The sequence below is a fragment of the Variovorax ureilyticus genome, from assembly GCF_050632185.1.
Classification (GTDB): domain Bacteria; phylum Pseudomonadota; class Gammaproteobacteria; order Burkholderiales; family Burkholderiaceae_C; genus Variovorax; species Variovorax ureilyticus_A.
On sequence record NZ_CP192579.1, the window covers coordinates 4,178,346 to 4,203,695 of the forward strand.

The window sequence follows — 25,350 nt, forward strand, 5'->3', positions numbered from 1 at the left end:
GCGGCCCGCGCAAAGCGCGGCCCCTCCACGAAACACCGTGGATCCGGCTTCGCCGGTCCACCGGTGTTGCCCCCGGCAGGGGGTTGGCGGCTACACGAAGTGAGCAAGCCTGGGGGCGAGCTTCATTTAGCTGCCCAGAGCGGCTTCAGGCGGGCCTGCTCTTCGTCGAAGCGCGCGTTGACGCGCTTCTTTTCTTCTTCCTGCTCCGCGATGAAGCGGTTCTGCACGTCGACGCTTCGCGCGTTGTCGTCGGCCTTGCGACGGATCGAGCCGGGGGCCTTGCTCGGGTCGCTCTTGTAGAACTCGAGCTCGTCGTCGATGCGCTTGCGGTCTTCGGCCAGTTCGCCCAGGCGCTTCTTGGCGGCGTTGATCACCGCATCGATCTGCACCAGTGCCTCGGCGCGCTCCTTGTCGTGCGCGGCGGCGTTCGGATAGCGGATCAGCAACGCGCGTTCGCGTCGGCGCTCCTCGACCTGGCGCGCTGCCTGCAACTGGGCCTGGCGCTCGCGCTCTTCGCGCTCGGCCTGCTCGCGCGCGGTGTAGGTGGGTTCGATCTTGCGGCGCGTTGTCCCGCTGGGGCTCAGTTCGCGCTGCTCGCGGTCCGCGCAGTCGGCGATCGGACGATCCGCGGTGATCGTGCGCCCTTTTGCGTCGACACAGCTGTAGATGCCGGCGCTCGGCTGGCGGGACGCACCGGATTGCTGCGCCTGCGCCTCACCGGCCGCAGCCAGCGAGAAGACCATGAAAGCCAACAGTGCTTGGGTTCTCGCCAACGTCCATCCTTCAGGCAGGTCGAATCAACGCGCGCCGTAGCGCGCCCTGTACTCCAACACTCCCTGACGGTAGGCGCCCAATTCTCCGTCGGCGCGGCCCGAGAGGTACTGTAACAAGTCGTCCAGCGTTGCGATCGCCACCACCTGCAGGCCCAGCTGATTTCGTACATATTGCACGGCGCTGTGGTCCACGTCCAAGCCGTTCTCGGTCGCCTTCTCCTGGCGGTCCAGCGCGATCGCGACCGCGTACGGCGTGGCCCCGGCATTGCGGATGGCTGCGATCGATTCGCGCACCGCCGTGCCGGCGGACATCACGTCATCGACGATCAGCACGCGCCCCTTGAGCGGCGCACCGACCAGCGTGCCGCCCTCGCCGTGGTCCTTGGCTTCCTTGCGGTTGTAGGCGAAAGGCACGTTGCGGCCGCGGCGCGCGAGCTCGGCAGCCACCGTCGCGCCCAGCGGAATGCCCTTGTAGGCCGGGCCGAAGATCATGTCGAATTCGAGGCCGCTCTGGATCAGGCGGTCTGCATAGAATCCTGCGAGCCGCGCGATCTTGGCGCCATCGTCGAAGAGGCCCGCATTGAAGAAATAGGGGCTCATGCGACCGGCCTTGGTCTTGAACTGGCCGAAGCGCAGCACCCCCGACTCCAGGGCGAACTGCACGAATTCCTGTGCAAGCGCGCCGCCCTCTCCGATCTCTCCAGCCATAGGGAATGTCCTCGTGTTCAAACTGACCAGCCTCAACCTCAACGGCCTGCGATCGGCTGCCACCAAGGGCGTTGCCGACTGGGTGGCCGAACTGGCGCCGGATTGTATTTGCATGCAGGAAACCCGCGTCCAGGCCAGCGACATCGAGGGCCGCTTCGAGGAAATGGCGGGCCTCACGGGCCACTTTCATTTCGCCGAGAAGAAAGGCTACTCCGGCACCGCCGTCTACAGCAAGCACGTGCCGAGCGACATCGTGGTCGGCTGGGGCGACGCGGAATTCGATGCCGAGGGCCGCTATCTCGAACTGCGCTTCGACACGCCCAGGCGCAAGCTCTCGGTCATCAGCTGCTATTTCCCGAGCGGCTCCTCCGGAGAGGAGCGGCAGGCGGCGAAGTTCCGCTTTCTCAAGGGATTCTTCCCGCACCTCGTCGCGCTCAAGAAGGAGCGCGAGTTCATCCTGTGCGGCGACATCAACATCGCCCACAAGGAGATCGACCTCAAGAACTGGCGCGGCAACCAGAAGAACAGTGGCTTCCTGCCGGAAGAGCGTGCCTGGATGACCCGGCTGCTCGACGCCGGCGCGGAAGGCGCGGGTCTGGTCGACGTCTACCGCCTGCTCAAGCCCGAGACCACCGGCGAGGCGTACACGTGGTGGAGCAACCGGGGCCAGGCCTACGCGAACAACGTGGGGTGGCGCCTGGACTACCACTTGGCGACGCCGGCGCTCGCGAAGCTCGCGCGCAGCGAAGCGATCTTCAAGACGATCAAGTTCAGCGACCACGCGCCGATCACGGTCGACTACGACTTCAAACTCTAGCGAGATAGCGCCGGCAGCGCGGCGGACAGCGTCTCGCCGAACGCTTGCATTACCTCCGACTCCATCGCGCCGCGCTTCGTGATGCGGTAGAAATCCATCGCGACCTTGGGCCGCACCAGCACGTCGGTGCGCACCCGATGGCGCCGGCAGGCCGCGAGCGCGAAGGTCGGCATCACCGCGGTGCCGAAGCCCGACTCCACCATCGAGATCAGCGTGCCGAAGAAGTTGAAGGCCGGCCGCTGCGCATCCGCGCGGCCAATGGTCGCGAGGTGGCCGTCGATGACCCTCTGGATCGGATTGCTCGGAGGCAGGCCCAGCAGTTCCTCCGAACGCAGCGCAGACCACGGCACCGTGCCGGTGGTCGACACATCTTCATCCGGCCCGGCTGGCGCCACGCGCATCAGGTGGAAGCGGCCGACCGGCGATCGGTCCAGCCCGGGCGCGGGCTTGAAGAAGAAGCCGAGCCCCATGTCAGCCTCGCCGCTGAGCGCCATCTCCTGCACGTCGCGCAGGTCCGCATCGAAGAGCTTCAGGCTCACCGCGGGATGGCTCCCCCGGAATTGGTGGAAGACCTGCGGCAGCAGATGCGATGACACCAGCGGCGTCGCGGCGATGCGCAGCGTCTGGCGTGCGGCGTCGCCTTCCGCGCCCAGGTGCGCGGTCACGTCGTCGAGATCGGTCACCACGCGCTCCACCACCGGCAGCAGCCGCCGGCCGGCCGCGGTGAGATTGACCACGCGCGTCGTGCGGTCGAAGAGCCGGCAGCCGAGCTGGCGCTCCATCTCGCGCACCAGCGTGCTCAGGCCGGCCTGCGTCATGTGCGCCTGCTCGGCCGCGCGGGTGAAGTTGCCGATGCGCGCGACATGCAGAAAGGCGCGCATCTGCCGGGTCGACAGATTCATATCGATTCATGATAAATCCATACGACATCTAAATTTCTCTAATAATCTTCGGATCGGTCTAATCCGCTTTCTTGCTGACCGAAGACAGAGACAAGGCGGATCGAAATGAGCAAAGAGACAGAAGTCATCGTGCTGGGCGCCGGCATCGGAGGACTCACGCTGGCGCTGAGCCTGCACCAGGCGGGAATCCCGTGCCGCGTCTACGAGGCGGTGCCCAAGCTGAAGCCGCTCGGCGTCGGGATCAACCTGCTGCCGCATGCCGCGCGCGAACTCGGCGAACTCGGCCTGATGCCCGCACTCGACACGATCGCCGTCCGCACGAAAGAAGCGGTCTTCTTCAACTCCCATGGCCAGCTGGTGTTCCGCGAGGCGGCCGGCACCGCCGCCGGCTACGACTGGCCGCAGTACTCGATCCATCGCGGCGACCTGCACACGGTGCTCCTTTACGCGGTCCGCGAGCGCCTTGGCGCGGACGCGGTCGTATGCGGCCACCGATGCGCCGGCGTGGACCAGGACGAGTCCGGCGTCACAGCCCGCTTCACCGCGCCTGACGGCTCGCCGCTGCCGAGCGTGCGCGCCGCCATCGCGGTGGGCTGCGACGGCATCCATTCCGTCCTGCGCAAGCAGCTCTATCCGAACGAGGGTGCACCGCGCTATTCCGGCGTCAACATGTGGCGCGGCACCGCCAGGCACAAGCCCTTCCTCTCCGGCGCGAGCATGGTGCGCGCAGGCTGGCTCGACGAAGGAAAGATGGTGATCTACCCGATCCGCGACAACGTCGATGGCGAAGGCAACCAGCTCATCAACTGGGTGGCCGAGATCCACGCGCCGAAGCCCGCGCTGCAGGACTGGAGCCGCCCGGGCCGCCTCAAGGACTTCCTGCCCGCCTTCGAGAACTGGCACTTCGACTGGCTCGACGTGCCGGCGCTGATCCGCTCTTCGGATTCGATCCTCGAGTACCCGATGGTCGACCAGGACCCGCTGCCCAGGTGGACGCACGGCCGCGTCACGCTGCTGGGCGACGCGGCCCATCCGATGGTGCCGCGCGGCTCGAACGGCGCAGGCCAGGCGATCATCGACGCGCGCTATCTCGCGGGCGCACTGCGCCGGCTCGGTGTCGGCAATGCGGCACTGGAGGATTACGACAGCGTGCGCGTCAAGGCGACCACGAACGTGGTGCTGACCAACCGCAGCAACCCGCCCGACGCCATCCTGCGCGAGGTGTTCCAGCGCTCGGGCGGACGCCGCTTCGAGCGGCTCGAAGAGTTCGTCACCCAGGCCGAGCTGCAGGCCATCTCGGACAACTACAAGCGCGTGGCAGGCTACGACCCGGCGGCCCTGAAGGCCCGGCCTTCCTATCTGTGAACACGACGACATAAGAACGACGGAGACATCAATGCGCAGACTCGCAAGAATCCTCGGCTCCATGCTGCTGGCCGCCAACGCCGTGGCCGCTCACGCATGGCCGGACCAGCCCATCACGCTGATCGTTCCCTATACGCCCGGCACCGGCATCGACCTGATCGCGCGACAGCTCTCGGCGCACCTGCCGGCCGCGCTCGGCCAGCCGGTGATCGTCGAGAACGTCGCCGGCGCGAGCGGCAACATCGGCAGCGAGAAAGTCGCGCGTGCCAAGCCCGACGGCTACACGCTGATGGTGCAGGTCAATACGCTGGTGATGAACAAGAGCCTCTACAAGTCGCTCGCCTACGACCCGGTGACGGACTTCACGCCGGTGTCCCTCACCTCGTGGGGCACGCTCCTGCTGGTGACCAACCCGGCCGTGCGCAAGACCACGACGGTGCAGGAGATGGTGGCGGGCGCCAAGGCCGCGCCGGGCAAGCTGACCTATGCGACGCCGGGCGTGGGCACGCCGCACCATCTCGCGATGTCCCTGCTGATGCAGGACACCGGCACCGAGATGCTGCACGTGCCCTACAAGGGCACCGCCGGTGCGATGACCGACCTGCTGGGCGGCCGCATCGACTACATGTTCCTGCCGGTGCACGTAGCCCTGCAGCACATCCAGGCGGGCAAGCTCAAGGCGCTCGCCACCGGCAGCGACAAGCGCCTGCCGCAGTTGCCGGACGTGCCGACGCTGGCGGAAGCTGGCATCAAGGGCGGAAACGTCGACATGTGGTATGGCGTCCTCGCGCCCAAGGGCACGCCGCCCGCAGTGGTCGCCCGGCTCAACAAGGAGATCGGCGCGATCCTCAAGCAGCCCGAGGTCGCGGCTGCCTTCGAGGCGCAGGGCATGGTGCCCGCCGCCTCGACGCCCGCGGAATTCGGCGCGCTGATCGCGAAGGACGAGAAGCGCTGGGCCGAAGTCGTGCAACGCGGCGGGATTACGGCTGAATAGGCTTAGCGTCCGGGCCGCCGCATGCGGCCCGCATGCTGCGCCATGTGCACCTGGTGCAGCGTGATCTTGCGCACTTCGGCCTGGCTGGTCTCGATGTGCGCGCGCAGCAGCATCGCGGCCTGATCGCCGCGGTTCGCGCGGATCGCCTTCAGGATCTTCGCGTGCTCGTCGTAGGTCGCATCGATGCGCGGCTGCTTGGTGAAGTCGAGCCGGCGGATGATGCGAATGCGCTCGGTCACGTCGCGATGAACGCGCGCCATCTCGGCGTTGCCGGCGGCTTCCACGAGCGCGCAGTGGAACGCCTCGTCCCACTGCGCGACCTGCACCGTGTCCGTGCTGCGCTGCGCGGCCGGCACCAGCCAGATGCTGGCGAGGCTGTCGAGCAGGCTGCGGTCCACGCGATGGTCGCTTTCGCAGAGGCGGTGCACCGCAGTGGTCTCCAGCACCATGCGCAGGTCGTAGAGCTGCTCGAACTGGTCGAAGTCGAAAGGCAGCACCCGCCAGCCGCTGCGGAAGAGCACTTCGACGAAGCCTTCCTGCTGCAGCCGGAACAGCGCCTGCCGCACCGGCGTGCGAGAGACGCCGAGGCGCTCGCTGATCTCGTTCTCGGTGAAACGGTCGCCGGGCACGAGGCTGAACTCGGCCACGTCGCGCTTGAGTTGCGCATACACCTGGTCGGCGCGCGTGCGGAAGGCCACGTCCTGCGGCGCGGCGGCGGAAGGGTCGGAAGGAGATCGGACGGTCGACACGAATGGCATGTTAGTGCTTGCCGAGCGCGGCAAGCAGCGCCTCGCTGCCGGCAGTCCACCCGACGATCGCGCCCTGCGCGCGGATCATCTCGATGGCCGCCGCCTTGAAGGCGGGAAAGTAGCTCTCGGTGCAATCTTCGAGCAGCAGGCAGTCGTAGCCGCGGTCGTTGGCCTCGCGCATGCTGGTCTGCACGCAGACCTCGGTGGTCACGCCGCCGAAGACGAGGTGCGTGATGCCGCGCCGCTGGAGCGTCTCGTGCAGTCCGGTGGCATAGAAGGCGCCCTTGCCGGGCTTGTCGACCACGATCTCGCCCAGGGCCGGCGCGAGCGCCTCGATGATCTGGTTGCCCGGCTCGCCCATCACGAGGATGCGGCCCATCGGCCCCGGGTCGCCGATGCGCAGGGTCGGATTGCCGCGGTTGCGCTTGGCCGGCGGGCAGTCCGAGAGGTCGGGCTTGTGCGCCTCGCGCGTGTGCACGACGAGGCCGCCGGCCCGGCGCCGAGCTTCGAGCGTCCTGCGCGTCGCCGGCACGATGGCTTCGAGCAGCGACACATCGTTGCCCAGCGTTTCGCCGAAGCCGCCGGGCTCGATGAAATCCCGCTGCATGTCGATCAGCACGAGCGCGGTCTTCGCGAGGTCGAATTCGTAGGCGAACGGATTGGCGTCGATTTGCATGGCGATGCTCGAAGAGTTATGCGGCAGCCGCGTGGTGATGGTCCCCGCCGCCCATGTGCGCGCCGAGCACGTGGCGCTCGGCGGTGGCAGCCGGCGTCTCGAAGACCACACGGCCTTCGCTCATCACGACGATGCGGTCGGCCATTTCGAGCAGCTCGTCGAGGTCCTCGCTGATGAGCAGCACCGCGCCGCCGCGTGCGCGCACCTGCTTGATGCGGCCGTGGATTTCCGCCACCGCCGCGAAGTCGAGCCCGAACACCGGGTTCGCAGCGATCAGCACGTTGATGTCGCCCGCGAGCTCCCGCGCCAGCACCGCGCGCTGCACATTGCCGCCGGACAGGCTGCGGATCGGCGCACCCTCGCCCTGGGTCTTGACGCCGTACTCCGCGATCCACTCGCGCGCGCGGCTCCGCCAGACCGGAAAGTTCAGCACGTCCGCGCCGCTCGCCTTCCAGGCCAGCGGCGGCTGGTCGAAGTCGCGCAGCGCCATGTTTTCCGACACGCTGAGATCGCCGACGCAGGCATTGCGCAGCGGCTCCTCGGGGAGGCTGCGCACCTTCAGCCGCCGGTTCTCCTCGCGCCGCGCGCCGTAGGGCTCGCCCATCACCGTGACCTCGCCACCGAGGCGCGGACGCTGGCCGACCAGCGCCTCGACCAGCTCGCGCTGGCCGTTGCCCGACACGCCGGCTACGCCGAGGATCTCACCGCTGCGCACTTCCAGGCTGAGGTCATGCACGGCGAGCGTGCCGCGATCGCCTTGTGCGCGCAGCCGCTCCACTTTCAGCGCGATGGGTGCATCGGCGCGGGTCGGCGTCACCGCATGCCATGCGCGCCCCGGGGCCGGCGGCGTGTCGCCCTCGGGCGGCGGCCCCTCCCCCCGGCCATGCCCTCACCCATCATGGCCGCGGCAAGCCGCGACGGGTCGGTTTCCGGGACCTTGCAGTGGTGCACCGCCTTGCCGCGACGCAGCACCGTGACGCTGTCGGCATAGGCCATGACCTCGCGGAACTTGTGCGTGATGATGAGCACCGTGCACATGCCGCTCAATGCGAACTCGCGCACATGGCCGAGCACTTCGTCGGCCTCCTGCGGCGTGAGCACCGAAGTCGGCTCGTCGAGGATCAGGAGGCGCGGCTTCAAGTAAAGCTGCTTGAGCAGTTCGAGCTTCTGCTTTTCGCCCGCCGCGAGCTCGGACGGGCGCATGTCCAGGTCGAGGCTGAAGGGCGTGGTCGCGAGAAAGTCCGTGAGCTCCGCGCGCTTGCGCTTCCAGTCGATCAGCGCGGGTGTCTTGCCGCCGGCCAGGAGCAGGTTCTCGGCCACCGTCATGCCCGGCGCGAGCGTGAAATGCTGGTAGACCATGCCGATGCCGAGCGCGCGCGCGACGATCGGGTTGGCGATGTCCTGCTCGCGGCCGTCGATGAGGATGCTGCCCTCCTCGGCGCGCTGGTAGCCCGCCACGCATTTGACGAGCGTGCTCTTGCCCGCACCGTTCTCGCCGAGCAGCGCGTGCACGGTGCCGGGCTCGACCCGCATCGTCACGCGGTCCATGGCGGTGAAGCTGCCGAAGCGCTTGGTGAGCTCGTAGGTGTCCAGCGCGAGCGCGCCGGTGGCGTGCGGGATCGGATCGACGGGCGCAATCATGGTGCCGGGGCCTTTCTCAGAACGTCGCCAGTGTTTCGAGCAAGGCGCCGGAGGTCGCATGCGCGCCGAACACGCCGCCCTGCATCGTGATCATCTTCAGCGCCGCCAGATGGTTGCCGTGGTCCGTTGCGGCGGTGCAGTCCGACAGCAGCAGGCACTCGAAGCCGCGGTCGTTCGCGTCGCGCATCGTGGTGTGCACGCAGACGTCGGTCGTGATGCCCGCGAGGATCAGGTTCCGGACGCCGCGCGTGTGCAGCACCAGGTCGAGATCGGTCGCGTAGAACGAGCCCTTGCCGGGCTTGTCGATCACCACTTCGCCGTCGATCGGCGCGAGCGCGGGGATGATTTCCCACCCGGGTTCGCCGCGCACGAGGATGCGGCCGCACGGCCCCGCATCGCCGATGCCCACGCCGTTCGCTCCGATCTGCCGCGAACGCCAGCGCTTGTTCGCCGGCAGGTCGGCGAGATCGGGGCGATGGCCTTCGCGCGTGTGGATGATGTGGAAGCCCAGTTGCCGCATCTGCGCCAGCGTGCGGCGGATCGGCTCGATCGGCGCCTGCACCAGCGAGAGGTCGTAGCCCATCACGTCGACGTAGCCGCCTTCGCCGCAGAAGTCGGTCTGCATGTCGATGACGATCAGCGCGGTGTTGTCCGGTCGCAGCGCGCCGTTGTAGGGCCAGAGATAGGGCTCTGCCGCAACGTGTGTCGTGTTCATGGCGTTCATCGTGTGGAAGACAGTTCACCCGGACTGCCGACCGCCACCTTGCCGGGCTTGCAGGTCAGCACGAGGATCACGAGCGTGAGCAGGTAAGGCACCGTGTTGAACAGGTGATAGCCCCAGCCCACCCCGATCGACTGCAGCGCGGGCCCGATCGCGCCCGCGCCGCCGAAGAGCAGCGCCGCGCCGATGCAGCGCAGCGGGCTCCAGCGCGCAAAGATCACCAGCGCGACCGCGATGAGACCTTGTCCGCTGGAGATGCCTTCGTTCCAGCTTCCGGGATAGAAGAGCGTGAGCGATGCGCCGCCGAGCCCGGCGATGAAGCCGCCCGCGGTCGTCGCCGCAATGCGCAGCCCCGACACCGAGTAGCCGAGCGCGCGCGTCGCGTTCGCCGAATCGCCCGCCATGCGCACCAGGAGGCCGATGCGCGTGCGCTCGAAGCCCCACCAAAGGAGCACCGCGAGTGCGATGCCGACCGGCACCAAGGCGTTGACCTGGAGCGCCGCGCGGATCACCGGGTTGTCGCTCCAGTTGCCCAGCGGAATGGCCGGCAGTTGCGGCGCCTGCGGCTGGATCAGCGGCTTGCCGAGATAGAACGCGAGGCCGGTGCCGAACAGCATCAGGGCGATGCCTGTCGCGACGTCGTTCACGCGATCCAGCGAACACAGGAGTCCATGCAGCAGCGCGAGCATCGCGCCCACAACGGCGCCGATCAGCGCGCCGAGCCAGGCCGAATCCGTGAGCCACGCGCCGCCGAACGACGCCATCGCCGACAGCACCAGAACGCCTTCGAGGCCCAGGTTGATGCGGCCCGATTTCTCGGTCAGGCATTCGCCGAGGCTCACGAAGAGAAAGGGCGCCCCGACGCGCAGGGCGCCGCCGACGATCGCGGCGACGAGCGCGATCCACTGCTCGGCCGTCATTGGGTAACCTCCGCGCAGCAGCGCTGCGGTATTCGCCTTGGGGCGGCCCGGCGTCTCATGGCGTGACCTCCGTCGCGATGACGGGACCGCGCGGCGCGGCCGGCGCGCGGCTCTTGACCAGCCCCTTCCAGTCGACCATGCGCAGCCCTTCGCTCGCGAGGATCAGCACGAAGGCGATGCCCTGCAGCACCAGCACCGACGCATCCGGCAAGCCGAGCCGCCGTTGCAGCAGGCTGCCGGCCGCACCGAATCCCCCGAAGAGGATTGCCACCGGAATGATCGCGACGGGGTTGTGGCGGGCGATGAAGGACACCAGGATGCCCGCATAGCCGTAGCCCGCGATCAGCGAAGCGTTGGCGTTGGTGTGCACCGCCGCCACCTCGACTGCACCGGCGACACCCGCGCATGCGCCGCCGAGGCCGCACGCCGCAAGGATCAATCGATTGGCCGGCAACCCGACCAGTTGCGCAGTGCGCGGATTACCGCCGACCACGCGCACCGAAAAGCCCGAGGCGGTGAAGCGCAGCCACAGCCCCGAAGCGATGCACGCAACCACGCCGATCACCAGCCCCCAGTGCACATCCGAGCCCCCGATGCCGCCGATGCCGAGGCCCTCCGCGAACGACCGCGTGGCCGGCTTGTTGAGACTCGCCGGGTCGCGCAGCGCACCTTCGACGAAGTGCTTGAAGAAGCCGATCGCCACATACGCAAGCAGCAGGCTGCTGATGGTCTCGTTGATCCCACGGTACTGGCGCAGCCAGCCCGCAAGCGCAATCCATGCCGCACCCGCGAGCGCACCCGCCACGCACAGCGCGAAGGTGCCTGCGATGTTGGCCGGCAGCGGCATCACGTAGGGCAAGGCAGCGCACGCCAGTCCGCCCAGCACCAGCGCGCCTTCACCACCGATGATCACCAGCCCCGCGCGTGCGGGAATCGCCACGCACAGCGCGGTGAGCATCAGCGGCGCCGCGCGCTGCAAGGTGTTCTGCCATGAGAACCAGTCGCCGAACGCACCCTTGAAGAGGATGACCCACACATCCACCGGGCTGACGCCGGCGAACCAGACGAACACGCCGAACAGCAGCAGCGCCGCCGCGATGGCGAACACCGGCAGGGCGATCTCGCGAAGGGTGTTTCGCATCGGTGCTTCTCCGTTCAGTCCAGACGTTCCGGTCTTCGCCAGGGATACCGCGGAACCGGCTTGGCCGGGCCGCCGGTATCGCCCCCGGTGAGGGGTTGGCGAAGCGACACGAAGTGCGCGCAGCCTGGGGGTGAGCCATGTCAACCCACGGAACCGACGACGCCTTCGACCAGGTAGTTCATCTTCTCCAGCTCGAGATCGGTCTGCTTGAGCGTCTTGCCGGCCGCGATCACGACATTGCCCTTGTTGTCCTTGAGCGGGCCCTGGAAGATGTCGAAGGTTCCGGCGAGCATCTTGGCCTTGATGTCGTCGGCGTTCTTCTTCGCCGCGTCGGTCACCATCGAGCCGTAGGGCGACATCTTCACGTAGCCTTCCTTGAGGCCGCCGCGCAGGAAGTTCGGGTGCGGCTTGCCGGTCTGCGCCGCTTCGATGATGGTCTTGTAGGCGGTGAGCCAGTTCCATTCGGCGCCGGTGAGGTACGCAGCCGGCGCGAGCTTGGCCTGGCTCGCGTGGTAGCCGCAGACCATCTTGCCGCGCTTGGCGGCGGTCTCGACCACCACCTTCGGGCCGTCGACGTGCATCGTGAACACATCGCAGCCCTGGTCGGCGAGGCTGTTGGTGGCTTCCGCCTCCTTCACGGCCATCGACCAGTCGCCGGTGAAGATCACGCTGCAGGTGATGTTCGGCTTGACCGAGCGCGCGCCCATCGTGAAGGCGTTGATGTTGCGCAGCACCTGCGGAATCGGCTTGGCGGCGACAAAGGCGATCTTGTTGCTCTTGGTCATGTGCCCGGCGACCACGCCGTTGAGATACTGGCACTCGTCGATGTAGCCGAAGAAGCTGCCGACGTTCTTCGGATGCTTGCCTTCGGTCCACAGGCCGCCGCAGTGCGAGAAGCGCACGTCGGGGTACTTCGGGGCGACCGCGAGGATGTGCGGGTCGAAGTAGCCGAACGAGGTCGGGAAGAGCAGCGACGCGCCGTCCTGCGCGATCATGCCGGTCATCGTCTTCTGCACGGCCGCGGTCTCCGGCACGTTCTCTTCCTCGACCACCTTGATGCCGGGCATCTTCTTGAGCTCGGCGGCCGCCTGCGCGTGGGCCTGGTTGTAGCCGTAGTCGTCGCGCGGGCCGACGTAGATCACGCCCACCGTCATCGGCTTTTGCGCACGCGCGAGCGCACTCCAGCCACCGAGCGTCGTGGCCGACGCGAGTGCTGCAAGGGACTTGAGGGAATCACGGCGATTGAACTGGCTCATGGTGCAGGCTCCTGGAAGTGAAGGATCGGAGGGGCGTTGAGGCCTAACTTGGATACAAGTTGGTGTGCATAAACCGTACCAACGGCAATGAACCGAAATGGGGTCGGAATCACCCCAGAAGGCTCACGTGCGCGGCCACCACGCGCCAGCCTTGGGCGGTGCGCATCCAGGTCTGGCTCTGACGCCCCGTCCTTGTGCTTCCGTCGCGGCGGAATTCGATGTTGGCGGTCGCGAAGTCGAGGCCGTAGGTGGTGATCACGGTGCGCAGGATCTCGCGCGCGAGCCCCTGCGCCGGGCGCGCGGCGCGGAATGCCTGGATCTCGGCATAGCCGTAGAGGTTTTCGGTCGCGCCGTAGCGCAGGGTGTGCGGGCTGGCCCAGAACAGCTCGTCGAGCACCTCGACCTTGTTGTTTACCAGCGCGTCTTCGTAGCGGTCGAAGGCAGCGGTGACTTCGGCCACGACCTCGGGGAGATTGATCAGGGGTGTCATGGTTCCGGCCTTCAAAGCGGTGCGACAGGCGCCTGCGCGACGCCGGCCGATTCGAGCGCCGCGGCGACGCGCAGCACCAGGTCTTCGCGCCACGGCGCGGCGATCACCTGCACGCCGACCGGCAGGCTGGGGTGCGCGCCCCACACCGGCACCGCGCACACCGGCAGGCCGATGCACGAAATGGGCTGCGTCAGCACGCCCAGGTTGGGGCGCACCGGCAGGCGCTGGCCATGGAGCTCGAACCATTCGGCGCCGATCGGCGTCGCGACGCAAGGTGTGGCGGGTGCAAGCAGGATGTCGAAACGCTCGAAGAGACGCGCCACCTGCTCCGCATAGAGGCGCCGCACGCGCTGCGCACGCGCGACCCACGCGGCCGGCAGCAGTGCGCCCGCGAGAAAGCGGTCGCGCGACAGCGGTTCGAAGTCCTGCGGGCGCGTGCGCAGGTCCGGCAGATGCAGCGCCGCGCCCTCCGCGTTGGTGATGAGGAAGGCGGCCGCGCGCCCGGCCTCGACCAGCGGGAGTTCCACCGTGTGGTTCGCACCCAGGGCCTGCGCAACGGAATCGACCGCGGTGATCGCCTCGGGCTGCGCGCGTTCGCGGAACCAGCCGCCGAGCACCCCGACGCGAACCCCATGCAGGCCATGTCCGAGCGCGGGCGAGGCGAGCTCGATGCTCCGCTGCGCACATCCGGGATCGTGCGGCCCCGAGGTCTCGGGGCCTTGCATCGCGTCGTAGGCCGCCGCGAGATCACGCACCGAGCGCGCGAACGGGCCGAGGTGGTCGAGGCTCGAGACGAAGGGATAGCTGCCGGTGCGCGGCAGGCGGCCGAAGGTCGGCTTGAGCCCGAACACGCCGCACAGCGATGCGGGCACGCGGATCGATCCGTTGGTGTCCGAGCCGAGCGTGATCGGCACCTGCCCCGCCGCCACCGCCGCGCCCGAGCCACCGGACGAACCGCCGGCAATGCGCGACAGGTCATGCGGGTTGTGCACCGCGCCGACATGGCTGTTCTCGGTGGTGAATCCGTAGGCGTATTCATCCATGTTGAGTGCGCCGACCAGCACCGCGCCGGCACGCTCCAGCCGGCGCACGAGTGCCGCATCGCTGCGCGCCGGCGTGGCCTCGCGCTCGATCTTTGAGCCCGCGAGCGTCGGCAGGCCGGCGATGTCGAAGAGGTTCTTCACCGCGAAGGGCACACCCAGCAACGGCAGTTCGCGCGTGCGTGCCCCCTTGTCCGACGCGAGCGATGCGTCGATCTGCGACGCGCGCCGCAACGCCCTCTCGCGGACCACGTCGGTGAATGCATTCACACGCACGTCGGTCGCGGCGATGCGGTCGAGGCTCGCCTGCACGAGCGCGACGGCACTCACCACGCCGGAACGCACCGCCTCGGCCATCGAGGTCGCGTCCTTGCGCACGATGTCGGCAGCGTTCATTGCTCTTTCTCCCTCGGCACCACCGGCGAGAAGGCGACCGCGGATTCGTGGTGCGGCGCGAGCGGCACCGCATCGACGACCGCGGCGAATTCCGCCGCAAGCGCGACGTAGCGGACGACACCCGCCCGGTGGTCGGGCCGAAGCCGCAGGCCGAGTGCAGCGGAAGTCGCGTCAACATAGGCTTCGATCTGGGCGGGTGTCATCGCGTCCTCCATTCAGCGCCGGACCTCGCGCTGGAATATTTCCAGGCTGAGTTTCTTCATCGCCACGAAGCTCGCCGAGCTCAGGGTTTCGAGCGTGCGCGGGCGCGCGTCGCGGTAGTCGAGGATCTCGGCCACCTGGGTCGGCCGCTTCGTCAGGAGCAGCACCTGGTCCGCGAGATAGACCGCCTCCTCGAGGTCATGCGACACCAGCAGCATCGTGGTGCCGGTCTGCATGAAGACTTCCTGCAGCTTCTCGCGGATGAAGAGCGTCATCTCGAAATCGAGTGCGGAGAATGGCTCGTCAAGGAACAGCACCTCCGGGTTCGGCGCCAGCGCCCGCATGATCGAGGCCGTCTGCTGCTGCCCGCCCGAGAGCTCGTAGGGATAGCGATTGAGGTCGAACTTCACGTCGAACGACGCCACGAGCTCCTGCATGCGCCGGTCGACTTCCGCCTTCGAGCGACCTTCGAGCTTGAGCGGATAGGCGATGTTGTCGATGGTCCGCATCCACGGGAACATCGCCTCGCGGTAGTTCTGGAACACGTAGCCGATCTTGGTGTCCTTGAGCGACTTGCCGTCGAACAGGATCTCGCCCGAATCGATCGGGATCAGCCCCGCGATCATGTTGATGAGCGTGGACTTGCCGCAGCCGTTGGGGCCGAAGACCGAGACGATCTTGCGCTTCGGGATGTCGAGGTCGAAGTTCTCGTACAGCGGCCAGCCCGCGAAGTACTTGGTGAGCCCGCGGATTGTGATGTGGGTGCCCGCCGGCCCCGGCTGGAAGGCCGGCGTCGGCACATCGGCGTAGACCGGCCCGTTGATGACGTTGCCTTCGGTTCTCATCGTCCGCTCCAGTGCACGATGCGGCGCTCGGCCACAAGGAAGAGGATGTTCAGCGCATAGCCCAGCGCGCCGGCCGCGAGGATCGAGGCGTACATGTCCTTCACGTTCATCACCTGCTGCGAGTTGATGATGCGGTGGCCCAGGCCGCTGTCGGAGCCGATGAACATCTCGGCCACGATCACGATCACCAGCGCCATCGAGACCGCCGAGCGCAGGCCGACGAAGCTGGGCTGCAGGCTCTCCCACACCAGCACGTCGCGGAAGATCTGCCAGCGCGACGCGCCCATCACCTTCGCGGCCATCACGCGCTGCTTGCGCGCGTTCATCACCCCGTAGGCGCTGTTGAAGACCACGATGAGCATGGCGCCGAAGGCGGCGATCGCGACCTTGTTGACATCCGAGACGCCGAAGATCATCAGGAACAGCGGGATCAGCGCCGACGACGGCGTGGAGCGGAAGAAGTCGATCAGGAACTCGACGCTGCGATACGCCTTCTCGTTGCTGCCGAGCAGCACGCCCAGCGGCACGCCGACCACCGCCGCGATCAGGAAGGCCTGCAAGGTGCGCCACACCGTGACCGCGAAATCGGTCAGGAGCGGACCGCCCGCCAGGCCGGTGAGCAGCGTGGCAATGGTGTCCGAGGGCATCGGCAGCAGGATTGCCTTGATGAAGCCGAGGCGCACCGCGAGGTCCCACACGATGAAGAGCACCACCGGGCCGATGAAGGGCAGCGCCTTGCCCCAGTGTGATCCCCGCGGCGGCGCGGTGGTTGGCGATGCGGCGGGCGCGGCCCAGGGCGTGGCGCTCATCGCATCACCCCTTGTAGAGCATCGTGTCGACCATCAGGCGCGACGAGAAGATGCCCTTTTCCGAGAACAGGTCGAAGAATTTCTGGAAGTAGGCGACGTCCGCCGGCGTGAACTCGTTGTACATCGTGTAGGCCGCCAGCGGCACTTCGGCGGTGAGCGGGCCTTCGATGGCGGTGTAGCCCTTGAGGTACTGGCGCGCTTCGGCGGGCTTGCTGCGCACGAAGGCCACGCCCTGGCCGTACGCGGCGATGAACTTCTTCGCGGCCTCGGGGTTCTTCTTGATGAACGCGGAGGTGAGCGAGGCCGAGCCGCCGAACCACGGCGCCATCGGATCGCCGAGCACGTACTTCGCGATCACGCCGGCTTCGAGCACGCGGGTGCTGCCGTTCAGGCGGCCGATGGTGCCGGTCGGCTCCAGCGTGTAGCAGCCATCGACCTGCCCCGCCGCGAGCGACGCGACATGCTGGCCGATCGGCAGCTCGACGACGGTCGCGCCGGTCGCGCCGCCACGCTCGAGGATGGTCTTGGCGAGCGTCACGTTCTGGATACCCGGTCCCGAGGCCACGCGCTTGCCCTTGAGGTCGGCCATGGTCTTGGCGGTGCTGGCCGCGGGCACCAGCATCTGGTCGAGCACGTTCTTCGCGTTGCTCGGGTTGGAGCAGAAGATCTTGAAGCTGCCCGGCGCGGCGATCTCGCCGATCGCGATGTTGGCCGAACCGGTGCCGTTGGCGCTGCCGTCGCAGCGGTCGGAGAGCATCGCTTCCATGATCTGCTGCGCGCCCGCGAAGCGCTGCACCTCGACATCGAGCCCGGCGCTCTTGAAGTAGCCCTGTTCCACCGCCGCATAGAAAGGCAGTCCCGCCGCGATGGGCCAGTAGCCGATGCGGATCTTGGGCGTCGCCTGCGCGCGCACCAGCGCCGGCACCGCGAGCGCGGCGATTCCGGCCGCGCCGGCCTGGAGCGCGCGGCGGCGCGAAGCCGGCGTCTGGAGAGTGAGGGGGTGTCGATGAGAGCCATGGGGTACTCCAGGGAGTTCGAGGTTGGATACGAGGTGTCAGGCGGGCTGCGCGCTGCGCGATGCGATGTAGGCACGCCATCCGCCGTGGTGCGTGATGTCTTCCGCGCCCTGCACGGCCAGCGCTTCGCAGAGAAAGCCCTGCACGCTGGTACCGTCGGCAAGGGTCAGGCTTCCGATGCCGAGCGGCGCCGGAATGAGGGCGACGAAGCTGCCGTAATGCGCAAGCGGCATCTCCCAGATTTCGACCGAGATCGCTGCGCCTTCGCCCGAGGGCACGCGCAGCAGCCCGGGCTTGGGCGGGACCGTGCCGGGCAACGCATAGAGGCGGTACTGCGGCGCCGTGTGCGTCGCGCGCAGCAGCCGCGCACCGCGTTCGATCAGTTGGCCGTTGAGCGGCATGCCGGACAGGTGCGCGCCGACCAGGGCAACGTGCACGGTCGGCGACGGAGTGACGATCGGCAGCGGCAGTTGCTGCGGTGCCGGCATCGGCTCGCCGGTCGCGCCGAGCGTCAGGCCGGTGGCATGGTGAAAGCGCTGCCCGAGTTCGGCCAGCTGGAAGTCGCTGCCACAGGGGCCGATGAGCGTGATGCCGAAGGGCAGGCCGTCCTGGCGGATGCTCGCGGGCACCGAGATCGCGGCGTAGTCGAGCAGGTTGACGAAGTTCGTGTACTCGCCGAGGTTGCGGTTCAGGGCGACCGGGTCGGCCTGCATCGCTTCGATCGTGTAGTGCGTCGGCGCGGTCGGCACCAGCAGCACGTCGATCCCGTCCCACAGCGCCGCGGCGCGCTGGCCCAGCGCCTGCAACTTCACGCGCGCCTCCACGAAGTCGGCGGCGCTGTAGCTGCGACCTTGCGCGAGGATGCCGCGCACCGGTTCGATCACTTCGGCTTCGTGCGCATCGAAGAACTCGCGCACCGCGGCGTAGCGCTCGGCCACCAGCGCACTGTCGTAGAGCAGCGCGGCCGCTTCGGCGAGGGGCGCGTAGTCGATCTCGACCGGCGTGCCGCCCAGCGCGCGCATCTGCTCGATCGCGCGCGCGAAGGCCTTCTGCGCCTGTTCGTCGCCGAAGAAGCGCAACACCGACGGCACGCCGAAGCGGAAGCTCGCCGGCAGCGGCTGCGTGGCGAGCGCAAGGCTGCGCGAATACGGGTCGCCCGCGTCGAAGCCCATCGCGACCTGAAGCACCCGCGCCGCGACATCGACGGTGCGGGCGAAGATCGACACGCAATCCACGCTCTGCGCCGCCGGCACCACGCCGCGCGCGCTCACCGAGCCACGCGACGGCTTGATGCCGACGATGTTGTTGAGCCCCGCCGGCACGCGGCCGGAGCCTGCGGTGTCGGTGCCGAGCGAGAAGTCGGCCTCGCCCTTGGCGACCACAACGGCCGAACCCGAGCTGGAGCCGCCCGAGACGTAGCGCGCATCGAAGCTGTTCGGCACCGCGCCGTAGGGCGAGCGCGTGCCATTGAGGCCGCAGGCGAACTGGTCCAGATTGGTCTTGCCGAGCAGCTGCGCACCGGCGTCGAGCAGCCGCTGCACCACCGATGCGTGCGCCGCCGGCGTGTGCGCAAAGGCCGGGCAGGCGGCCGTGGTCGGCACGCCGGCCACGTCGATGTTGTCCTTGGCCGCGAAACGCAATCCCGCCAGGGGGCCGTTCGCAGTCGTCTTCACGGGGAAGGCGAGCCGCGTGATCCACGCTGGCCCGGCTGCGTCATCCGTTTGCTGGTGCACCATCATTAAGCATCCCGTCTTGTGTACAAGATGCCTTGCAAGCGGTATGCCAACGCACAAACGCACATCGACGGCGGGACACCCCGGCGCAAGCGGGAATAATGGGAGGCCTCTGCACAACACCCGCCCGATGTCCGCACCACCGGCTGCCGAAGCCCCCCTTCCCTGCCCTGGCGCGACGCGCTGAAGGTCTATCTCGAACCCGCCACGCTGCGCATGCTCGCGCTGGGCTTCTCGGCGGGCCTGCCGCTGCTGCTGGTGCTGGGCACGCTGAGCTTCCGCCTCCGCGAGGCGGGCATCGATCGCACCACCATCGGCTTCCTGAGCTGGGTCGGCCTCGCCTACGGCTTCAAGTGGGCGTGGGCGCCGCTGGTGGACCGCTTGCCGGTGCCGCCGTTCACCACCCTCCTGGGCCGGCGGCGCGGATGGCTGCTGATCGCGCAGTTCACGGTGATCGCGGGCCTCTGCGGCATGGCCTTCAACGATCCGCGCGAGGGCCTGCCGCCGCTGGTCTGGTGCGCGGTGCTGGTGGCTTTCGGCTCGGCCACGCAGGACATCGCGCTCGACGCCTTCCGCATCGAATCCGCCGCCGCGCGCAAGCAGGCCGCGCTGGCCGCCGCCTACCAGACGGGCTACCGCCTCGCGATGATCTGGGCGGGCGCCGGCGTGCTGTGGATCGCGGCGTGGGCCGAGGTGCCGGGCCTTGCCGGCTACCAGAACGGTGCATGGAAGTTCGCCTATCTCGTGATGGCCGGCTCGATGGCGGTGGGCGTGATCACCGTGCTGCTGTCGCCCGAACCGGTGCGCGCCGCATTGCCCAGTCCCCGGAGCGCGGGGGAGTGGCTCGAAAGCGTGCTGGTCGAACCCTTTGCGGACTTCATCCGCCGCTACAGGTGGCAGGCGGCACTGATCCTCGCGCTGATCGCGATCTACCGCATCAGCGACGTGGTGATGGGCATCATGGCCAACCCGTTCTACGTCGACATGGGCTTCACCAAGGACGAGGTCGCCACCGTCAGCAAGATCTACGGCGTGGTGATGACGCTGGCCGGCGCCTTCGTCGGGGGCGTGCTGTCGATGCGGCTCGGCGTGATGCGCGTGCTGATGCTCGGCGCGGTGCTGAGTGCGGCAAGCAACCTGCTGTTCGCCGGGCTTGCCACGCGCGGCCACGACCTCACGGCGCTGGTGCTGGTGGTGTCGGCCGACAACCTGGCCGGCGGCATCGCCTCGGCAGCCTTCATCGCCTATCTGTCGAGCCTGACGAACGTGAGCTATTCGGCCACGCAGTACGCGCTGTTCAGTTCGCTCATGCTGTTGCTGCCCAAGTTCATCGCCGGGTATTCGGGCGTGTTCGTGGATGCCTATGGCTACCAGGCCTTCTTCATCGGCACCGCGGCGCTGGGCGTGCCGGTGCTGTTCCTGGTCGCGCTGGCGTCGCGGTCGTACACCAACGGCACGGCGAAGGGCAAGGACCAAGACAAGGACAAGGACAAGGCGCCCGACCCTGCCGCCACCTGATCCGTGCCCGTTCGCCGGAACGGACGGTTGCATGCGAATCACCGGTAGCTGTTAGGCTTTCAGGCTTCGCGCCGAAGCGCATTTGCACACTTTCTTTCATCGTGTCACCTTCACGCATACCTCCCCTGCGAGTCAGCGCCTTCACCGCCACGTCGTCGGTGGGCGTGGGTAAGGGCGCACTTCTTGCAGCGCTCGAACAATCGAAAAGCGGCCTGCGCGCCAATGATTTCGGCCCCACGCCGCTGCCGACCTGGATCGGGCGCGTCGAGGGCCTCGAAGAACTCCGGCTGCCGGACGAACTCGCAGGCTGGGATTGCCGCAACAACCGGCTCGCCTGGCTCGGCCTGCAGGCCGACGGCTTCATCGAGGCCGTGGCCGCCGCACGGAAGCGTTATGGCGCGGACCGCATCGCGCTGATCCTCGGCACATCGACCTCCAGCATCGGCGAGACCGAAGCGGCCTACACCGAGCTCGACAACGGCGCTTTCCCGGCCCACCAGCGCCGGCCCAAGGTGCACACGCCGCATTCGCTGACCCTGTTCGTGCAGGAGGCGCTCGGCCTCGAAGGGCCGGCGGAGACGATCTCCACGGCCTGCTCGTCCAGCGGCAAGGTGTTCGCGTCGGCCGAGCGCCTGATCCGCCTCGGGCTGGTCGATGCGGCCGTGGTCGGCGGTGTCGACACGCTGTGCGGCAGCGTGCTCTTCGGCTTCAACTCGCTCGAACTGGTGTCGCCCGAACCGTGCCGGCCTTTCGATGCGGCCCGCAACGGCATCAGCCTCGGCGAAGCTGCGGGCTTCGCGCTGCTCGAACGCGGCGAGGGCCCGCTCGAACTGCTGGGCTACGGCGAGGCCAGCGACGCGCACCACATGTCCACCCCGCATCCCGAGGGGCTGGGCGCCGAACGGGCGCTCGACGACGCGCTCGCGCGCGCCGGCCTCCAACCCGAGGACATCGACTACATCAACATGCACGGCACCGCGAGCACCAAGAACGACGAAGTGGAAGGCGCACTGGTCGCCCGACGCTTTCCGCCGACCACGCACGCCAGCTCGACCAAGGGCTTCACCGGCCACACGCTGGGCGCGGCGGGCATCGTCGAAGCGGTGATCAGCCTGCTCGCGATCGAGACGGGCCTCAAGCCCGGCACCGTCAACACCACCACGCTCGATGCCGAATGCGGCCCGCAGATCAAGCTGCAGCCGGCGCACGGCGAAGTGCGCTACGCCTTGAGCAACTCGTTTGGCTTCGGCGGCAACAACTGCTCGCTGGTCTTTGGCAAGGGAGCCTCGGCATGAGCGTGAAGACCCCCACCGTCTACATCGAAGGACCGGCTTTCTGGGCGCCCACGCTGCCCGGCTGGGAGGTCGCGCGCGCCGTCTTCCGCGGCGAGGCGCAGCCCGTCGATCCGCCGGCCAAGCGGCCCTCGCCGCAGCTGCTGGCGCCCGCCGAGCGCCGCCGCGCGCCCGACACCGTGGCCCTGTCGCTCGAAGTCGCGGCGGCTGCGGTCGCCAGCGCGGACCGCGACCCGGCCGACCTGCCGTGCGTGTTCGCCTCGGCGCACGGCGACCTCGGCATCAACGACTACATGTGCAGCACGCTCGCGGCCGACCCGAAGCTGCTGTCGCCGATCAAGTTCCACAACTCGGTGCACAACGCGGCCGTGGGCTACTGGACCATCGGCACCGGCTGCATGGCCGCGAGCAATTCGCTCACGGCTTACGAAAGCACCTTCGCATCCGCCTTGCTCGAAGCGGCGGCGCAGTGCGCGGCCGACGAGCGCCCGGTGCTGCTCGTGGGCTACGACATGCCGGCCGTGGGTGCGCTCGCCTCGGTGACGAAAAGCCGCGGCCTGCTGGCGGTCGCGATGGTCATCGCCCCGGAACGCAGCGAGCGCTCCGTGGCCTCGGTCGACTGGTCGCTCGCGCCCGGCCCCGCGACCGCCACACCGCTGCGGACCGATGCCGCGCGCGCCCTCGACGGCAACGCGATGGCCGATGCGCTGCCCGTATTCGAAGCACTGGCGCGCGGCGACGCCGAATCGCTGCGCCTGCCGCTGTCGGACAAGCTCTCGCTGCAGCTCGCACTGCAACCCTGCTGAGATCGCCATGACCGCCACCGCTGCCCGTCACGACGTCGTGATCATGGGCGGCGGGCTGGCCGGGCTCACGCTCGGGCTGCAGCTCAGGCAGCAGTTCGCCGACATCGACGTGGTGGTGCTGGAGCGCCGGAGCCATCCGGTGCCGCATGCGGCGCACAAGGTGGGCGAATCGTCGGTGGAGATCGGCGCGCACTATTTCGACACGGTGCTCGGCCTCGGGCCGCACATGCGGGGCGCGCAATTGCGCAAGTTCGGCTTCCGTTTCTTCTTCAGCGAAGGGCGGCGCGACATCGATGCGGTGACCGAGATCGGCGCCAGCCGCTACCTCTCGGTCCCCAGCTACCAGATCGACCGCGGCATCTTCGAGAACTACCTCGCCGAAGAGGCCGCGCGCCGCGGCGTGCAGTTCATCGACGGCGCGACGGTGCGCCGCATCGAGCTGGCCGGAGACGCGCGATCGCCGCATCTGATCGAATGCGCGCGCGACGGCGAGACCCGCGCGCTGCACGCGCGCTGGCTGGTCGATGCCTGCGGGCGGGCCGGCATGCTCAAGCGCAAGCTCGGCCTCGCGCAGCCGAACGCGCATGAATGCAATGCGGTCTGGTTCCGCATCGGCGATCGCATCACGATCGACGAGTGGTCCGACGACCCGGCTCGGCGCACGCGCTGCGAACCGCAGGCGCGCTGGCTCTCGACCAACCATCTGGTCGGCGCGGGCTACTGGGTGTGGCTGATCCCGCTGGCCTCGGGATCGCATTCCGTCGGCATCGTGGCGGACCCGCGCCTGCATCCGCTCGAGAAGATGGACAGCTTCGACAAGGCGATGCAGTGGCTGCGCACGTGGCAGCCGCGTCTTTTCGACGACCTCGACGGCAAGCGCCATCTGCTCCAGGACTTCGCCTTCTTCCGGCGCTTCTCCTACGGCTGCAAGCAGGTCTTCTCGGCCGAGCGCTGGGCGCTCGCCGGCGAGGCGGGGCTCTTCCTCGATCCGTTCTATTCGCCGGGCAGCGACTTCATCGCGATCGCCAACACCTACATCGCCGACCTGATCGCGCGCGATCGCAAGGGACTCGCACTCGAAGCGCGGGCCGGGCTCTACGACCAGATCTACCACTCGTTCTACGAAAGCACGCTGGCGCTCTACACCGACCAGTACGCGCTCTTCGGCGATCCGGAGGTACTGCCGGTCAAGGTGATCTGGGACTACACCTACTACTGGGGCGTGCTGTCGCAGATCTTCTTCCAGCAACGGCTCACCGATCTGGCGCTGCTCGGCCAAGTGCGCAACGACCTGCTGCATTGCCAGCGATTGAACTTCGCTGTGCAGGATTTCCTGCGCGCGTGGTCGGCGGTGAGCGGCCGTCGCAATCCGCCGGTGCTGCTCGACCATGCCGCGCTGCCCTGGTTCGCCGAACTGAACCGCAGTCTCACGGACCGGCTCGACGACCGCGCCTTCGTCAAGCGGCTGAAGGATTCGGCGCAGCGGCTGGATCTGCTCGCGACCGAAATCCTCGAACGCGCCATGTTCGACCATCCCGCGCTGGAAGCCGGCAGGCTGCGCGCCGTGCTCGAAGAGCGACCGGTGGCAGCCATCGGCGACAGCCCGCGCGAACCGATGCTTTTCGCGCCGGCCTGAAATATCCGGCGAGAGACGTTTACCGAACTTTACGTTGCGTTCAAGCCCGCTTGGCGGCCGGCGGCGAACCTTGCAACATGCCGTCCCGTGGAGGGAATAGAACGATGAGCACGCCCCAACTCCTGATGATCGAAGACGACACCCGCCTCGCGCAGATGGTGGGTGAATACCTGACCCAGTCGGGTTTCGGCTTCAGCCACGCCGCCGACGGCGCAACCGGTCTCGAGATGCTGCAGCAGCGCACGCCCGACCTGGTCATCCTCGACCTGATGCTGCCGGACACCGACGGCCTCGAAATCTGCCGCCGCATCCGCGCGCTGCCCAACGGGCTCGCCAAGGTCTCGGTGCTGATGCTCACCGCCAAGGGCGATCCGATGGACCGCATCATCGGCCTGGAGATCGGCGCCGACGACTACCTGCCCAAGCCCTTCGAGCCGCGCGAACTGCTCGCCCGCATCCGCGCGGTGCTGCGCCGCCGCGGCGAAAACGCGGCCGATGCGACCGCGCCTTCGGTGATGCGCTTCGGCTCGCTCGAGATCGACCGCAACGCGCGCAGCGTCACGGTCGGCGGCGAGCTTGCGGACCTCACCTCCTACCAGTTCGACCTGCTCACCGCGATGGCCGAGCGCGCCGGCCGCGTGCTCACGCGCGACCAGATCATGGAAGCCGTGCGCGGCCGCGAGCTCGAAGCCTTCGACCGATCGATCGACGTGCACATGGGCCGCATCCGCGCCGCGATCGAGGCCGACGCCAAGAACCCGAAGCGCATCCTCACGGTGCGCGGCGTCGGGTACGTGTTCGCCAAGCAGCAAGACTGAAATGACGCTCACCCCCAGCCTCGCCCACTTCGTGTGGCTCGGGCACCCCTCTCCGGGGGCAATCCCAGCGGCCCGGCAAAGCCGGTT

General features: G+C 68.2%; 24 protein-coding genes and 1 pseudogene. 8 read left to right on the forward strand and 17 right to left on the reverse strand.

What is annotated here, in order from left to right; genetic code table 11:
- Positions 1-122: 122 nt before the first annotated feature.
- Both ACQ858_RS20760 and pyrE read right to left on the reverse strand, forming a co-directional pair.
- Positions 123-743 carry a DUF4124 domain-containing protein gene (locus ACQ858_RS20760; RefSeq protein ID WP_431276912.1) on the reverse strand — a complete coding sequence of 207 codons (621 nt, stop codon included), beginning with the start codon at positions 741-743 and terminating at the stop codon, positions 123-125.
- A 54-nt stretch (positions 744-797) separates the two neighbouring features.
- Positions 798-1,481 (reverse strand): orotate phosphoribosyltransferase, encoded by a 684-nt coding sequence (gene pyrE / locus ACQ858_RS20765; RefSeq protein ID WP_431274421.1) that lies wholly within the window; start codon positions 1,479-1,481, stop codon positions 798-800.
- 13 nt (positions 1,482-1,494) lie between these two features.
- Here pyrE and ACQ858_RS20770 point away from each other — a divergent pair, with 13 nt between their 5' ends.
- On the forward strand, positions 1,495-2,298 hold the full coding sequence (locus tag ACQ858_RS20770; protein ID WP_431274422.1) for an exodeoxyribonuclease III: 804 nt from the start codon (positions 1,495-1,497) through the stop codon (positions 2,296-2,298).
- On the opposite strand, the gene ACQ858_RS20775 is transcribed toward ACQ858_RS20770, so the two are convergent.
- Entirely contained in the window at positions 2,295-3,200 is a 906-nt protein-coding gene (locus ACQ858_RS20775; RefSeq protein WP_431274423.1) for a LysR family transcriptional regulator, read from the reverse strand. The genes ACQ858_RS20770 and ACQ858_RS20775 overlap by 4 nt on opposite strands.
- Positions 3,201-3,305: 105 nt before the next feature.
- Here ACQ858_RS20775 and ACQ858_RS20780 point away from each other — a divergent pair, with 105 nt between their 5' ends.
- The gene (locus ACQ858_RS20780) at positions 3,306-4,565 is read left to right on the forward strand and encodes a flavin-dependent oxidoreductase (protein WP_431274424.1); all 1,260 of its coding nucleotides are present in this window, start codon (positions 3,306-3,308) and stop codon (positions 4,563-4,565) included.
- A gap of 31 nt (positions 4,566-4,596) precedes the next feature.
- Positions 4,597-5,559 carry a tripartite tricarboxylate transporter substrate binding protein gene (locus ACQ858_RS20785; protein ID WP_431274425.1) on the forward strand — a complete coding sequence of 321 codons (963 nt, stop codon included), beginning with the start codon at positions 4,597-4,599 and terminating at the stop codon, positions 5,557-5,559.
- Positions 5,560-5,561: 2 nt separating this feature from the next.
- Here the strand turns inward: ACQ858_RS20785 and ACQ858_RS20790 are convergent, their stop codons facing one another.
- From ACQ858_RS20790 to atzF, 14 genes and pseudogenes are all read right to left on the reverse strand, one after another.
- Positions 5,562-6,317 carry a GntR family transcriptional regulator gene (locus ACQ858_RS20790; RefSeq protein ID WP_431274426.1) on the reverse strand — a complete coding sequence of 252 codons (756 nt, stop codon included), beginning with the start codon at positions 6,315-6,317 and terminating at the stop codon, positions 5,562-5,564.
- A 1-nt stretch (position 6,318) separates the two neighbouring features.
- Positions 6,319-6,984: a cysteine hydrolase family protein gene (locus ACQ858_RS20795; RefSeq protein WP_431274427.1), complete on the reverse strand. Its 666-nt coding sequence runs from the start codon at positions 6,982-6,984 to the stop codon at positions 6,319-6,321.
- Between the two features lie 16 nt (positions 6,985-7,000).
- Positions 7,001-8,625: pseudogene (locus ACQ858_RS20800) on the reverse strand (ABC transporter ATP-binding protein).
- 16 nt (positions 8,626-8,641) lie between these two features.
- Positions 8,642-9,340, reverse strand: coding sequence for a biuret amidohydrolase (gene biuH / locus ACQ858_RS20805; protein WP_431274428.1), 699 nt, complete (start codon positions 9,338-9,340; stop codon positions 8,642-8,644).
- Between the two features lie 5 nt (positions 9,341-9,345).
- Positions 9,346-10,266 carry an ABC transporter permease gene (locus ACQ858_RS20810; RefSeq protein WP_431274429.1) on the reverse strand — a complete coding sequence of 307 codons (921 nt, stop codon included), beginning with the start codon at positions 10,264-10,266 and terminating at the stop codon, positions 9,346-9,348.
- A 55-nt stretch (positions 10,267-10,321) separates the two neighbouring features.
- Complete coding sequence (locus ACQ858_RS20815) at positions 10,322-11,407, reverse strand: ABC transporter permease (RefSeq protein WP_431274430.1); 1,086 nt, start codon at positions 11,405-11,407, stop codon at positions 10,322-10,324.
- A gap of 140 nt (positions 11,408-11,547) precedes the next feature.
- Complete coding sequence (locus ACQ858_RS20820) at positions 11,548-12,663, reverse strand: BMP family ABC transporter substrate-binding protein (protein ID WP_431274431.1); 1,116 nt, start codon at positions 12,661-12,663, stop codon at positions 11,548-11,550.
- 109 nt (positions 12,664-12,772) lie between these two features.
- Positions 12,773-13,153 carry an oxalurate catabolism protein HpxZ gene (gene hpxZ, locus ACQ858_RS20825; protein ID WP_431274432.1) on the reverse strand — a complete coding sequence of 127 codons (381 nt, stop codon included), beginning with the start codon at positions 13,151-13,153 and terminating at the stop codon, positions 12,773-12,775.
- Between the two features lie 11 nt (positions 13,154-13,164).
- Positions 13,165-14,589: an AtzE family amidohydrolase gene (locus tag ACQ858_RS20830; protein WP_431274433.1), complete on the reverse strand. Its 1,425-nt coding sequence runs from the start codon at positions 14,587-14,589 to the stop codon at positions 13,165-13,167.
- Complete coding sequence (locus ACQ858_RS20835; RefSeq protein ID WP_431274434.1) at positions 14,586-14,792, reverse strand: DUF4089 domain-containing protein; 207 nt, start codon at positions 14,790-14,792, stop codon at positions 14,586-14,588. The genes ACQ858_RS20830 and ACQ858_RS20835 overlap by 4 nt, the downstream gene beginning before the upstream one ends.
- A 12-nt stretch (positions 14,793-14,804) precedes the next feature.
- The gene (locus ACQ858_RS20840; RefSeq protein ID WP_431274435.1) at positions 14,805-15,635 is read right to left on the reverse strand and encodes an ABC transporter ATP-binding protein; all 831 of its coding nucleotides are present in this window, start codon (positions 15,633-15,635) and stop codon (positions 14,805-14,807) included.
- A complete protein-coding gene (locus tag ACQ858_RS20845; RefSeq protein ID WP_431274436.1) occupies positions 15,632-16,444 on the reverse strand; it encodes an ABC transporter permease in 813 nt (270 codons plus the stop codon). Before ACQ858_RS20845 ends, ACQ858_RS20840 begins: the two co-directional genes overlap by 4 nt.
- Before the next feature lie 4 nt (positions 16,445-16,448).
- Positions 16,449-17,369 (reverse strand): ABC transporter substrate-binding protein, encoded by a 921-nt coding sequence (locus tag ACQ858_RS20850; protein ID WP_431274437.1) that lies wholly within the window; start codon positions 17,367-17,369, stop codon positions 16,449-16,451.
- A gap of 129 nt (positions 17,370-17,498) precedes the next feature.
- The gene (gene atzF, locus ACQ858_RS20855; RefSeq protein WP_431274438.1) at positions 17,499-19,199 is read right to left on the reverse strand and encodes an allophanate hydrolase; all 1,701 of its coding nucleotides are present in this window, start codon (positions 19,197-19,199) and stop codon (positions 17,499-17,501) included.
- Positions 19,200-19,358: 159 nt separating this feature from the next.
- Here atzF and ACQ858_RS20860 point away from each other — a divergent pair, with 159 nt between their 5' ends.
- The 5 genes from ACQ858_RS20860 (at position 19,359) to ACQ858_RS20880 (ending at position 25,263) form a co-directional block, all read left to right on the forward strand.
- Positions 19,359-20,711 carry an AmpG family muropeptide MFS transporter gene (locus tag ACQ858_RS20860; RefSeq protein ID WP_431276913.1) on the forward strand — a complete coding sequence of 451 codons (1,353 nt, stop codon included), beginning with the start codon at positions 19,359-19,361 and terminating at the stop codon, positions 20,709-20,711.
- Positions 20,712-20,812: 101 nt separating this feature from the next.
- A complete protein-coding gene (locus ACQ858_RS20865) occupies positions 20,813-22,006 on the forward strand; it encodes a beta-ketoacyl-[acyl-carrier-protein] synthase family protein (protein ID WP_431274439.1) in 1,194 nt (397 codons plus the stop codon).
- On the forward strand, positions 22,003-22,809 hold the full coding sequence (locus tag ACQ858_RS20870; RefSeq protein WP_431274440.1) for a beta-ketoacyl synthase chain length factor: 807 nt from the start codon (positions 22,003-22,005) through the stop codon (positions 22,807-22,809). Before ACQ858_RS20865 ends, ACQ858_RS20870 begins: the two co-directional genes overlap by 4 nt.
- Before the next feature lie 7 nt (positions 22,810-22,816).
- Complete coding sequence (locus ACQ858_RS20875; protein ID WP_431274441.1) at positions 22,817-24,445, forward strand: NAD(P)/FAD-dependent oxidoreductase; 1,629 nt, start codon at positions 22,817-22,819, stop codon at positions 24,443-24,445.
- Between the two features lie 104 nt (positions 24,446-24,549).
- Entirely contained in the window at positions 24,550-25,263 is a 714-nt protein-coding gene (locus tag ACQ858_RS20880; RefSeq protein ID WP_431274442.1) for a response regulator, read from the forward strand.
- Positions 25,264-25,350 lie beyond the last annotated feature (87 nt).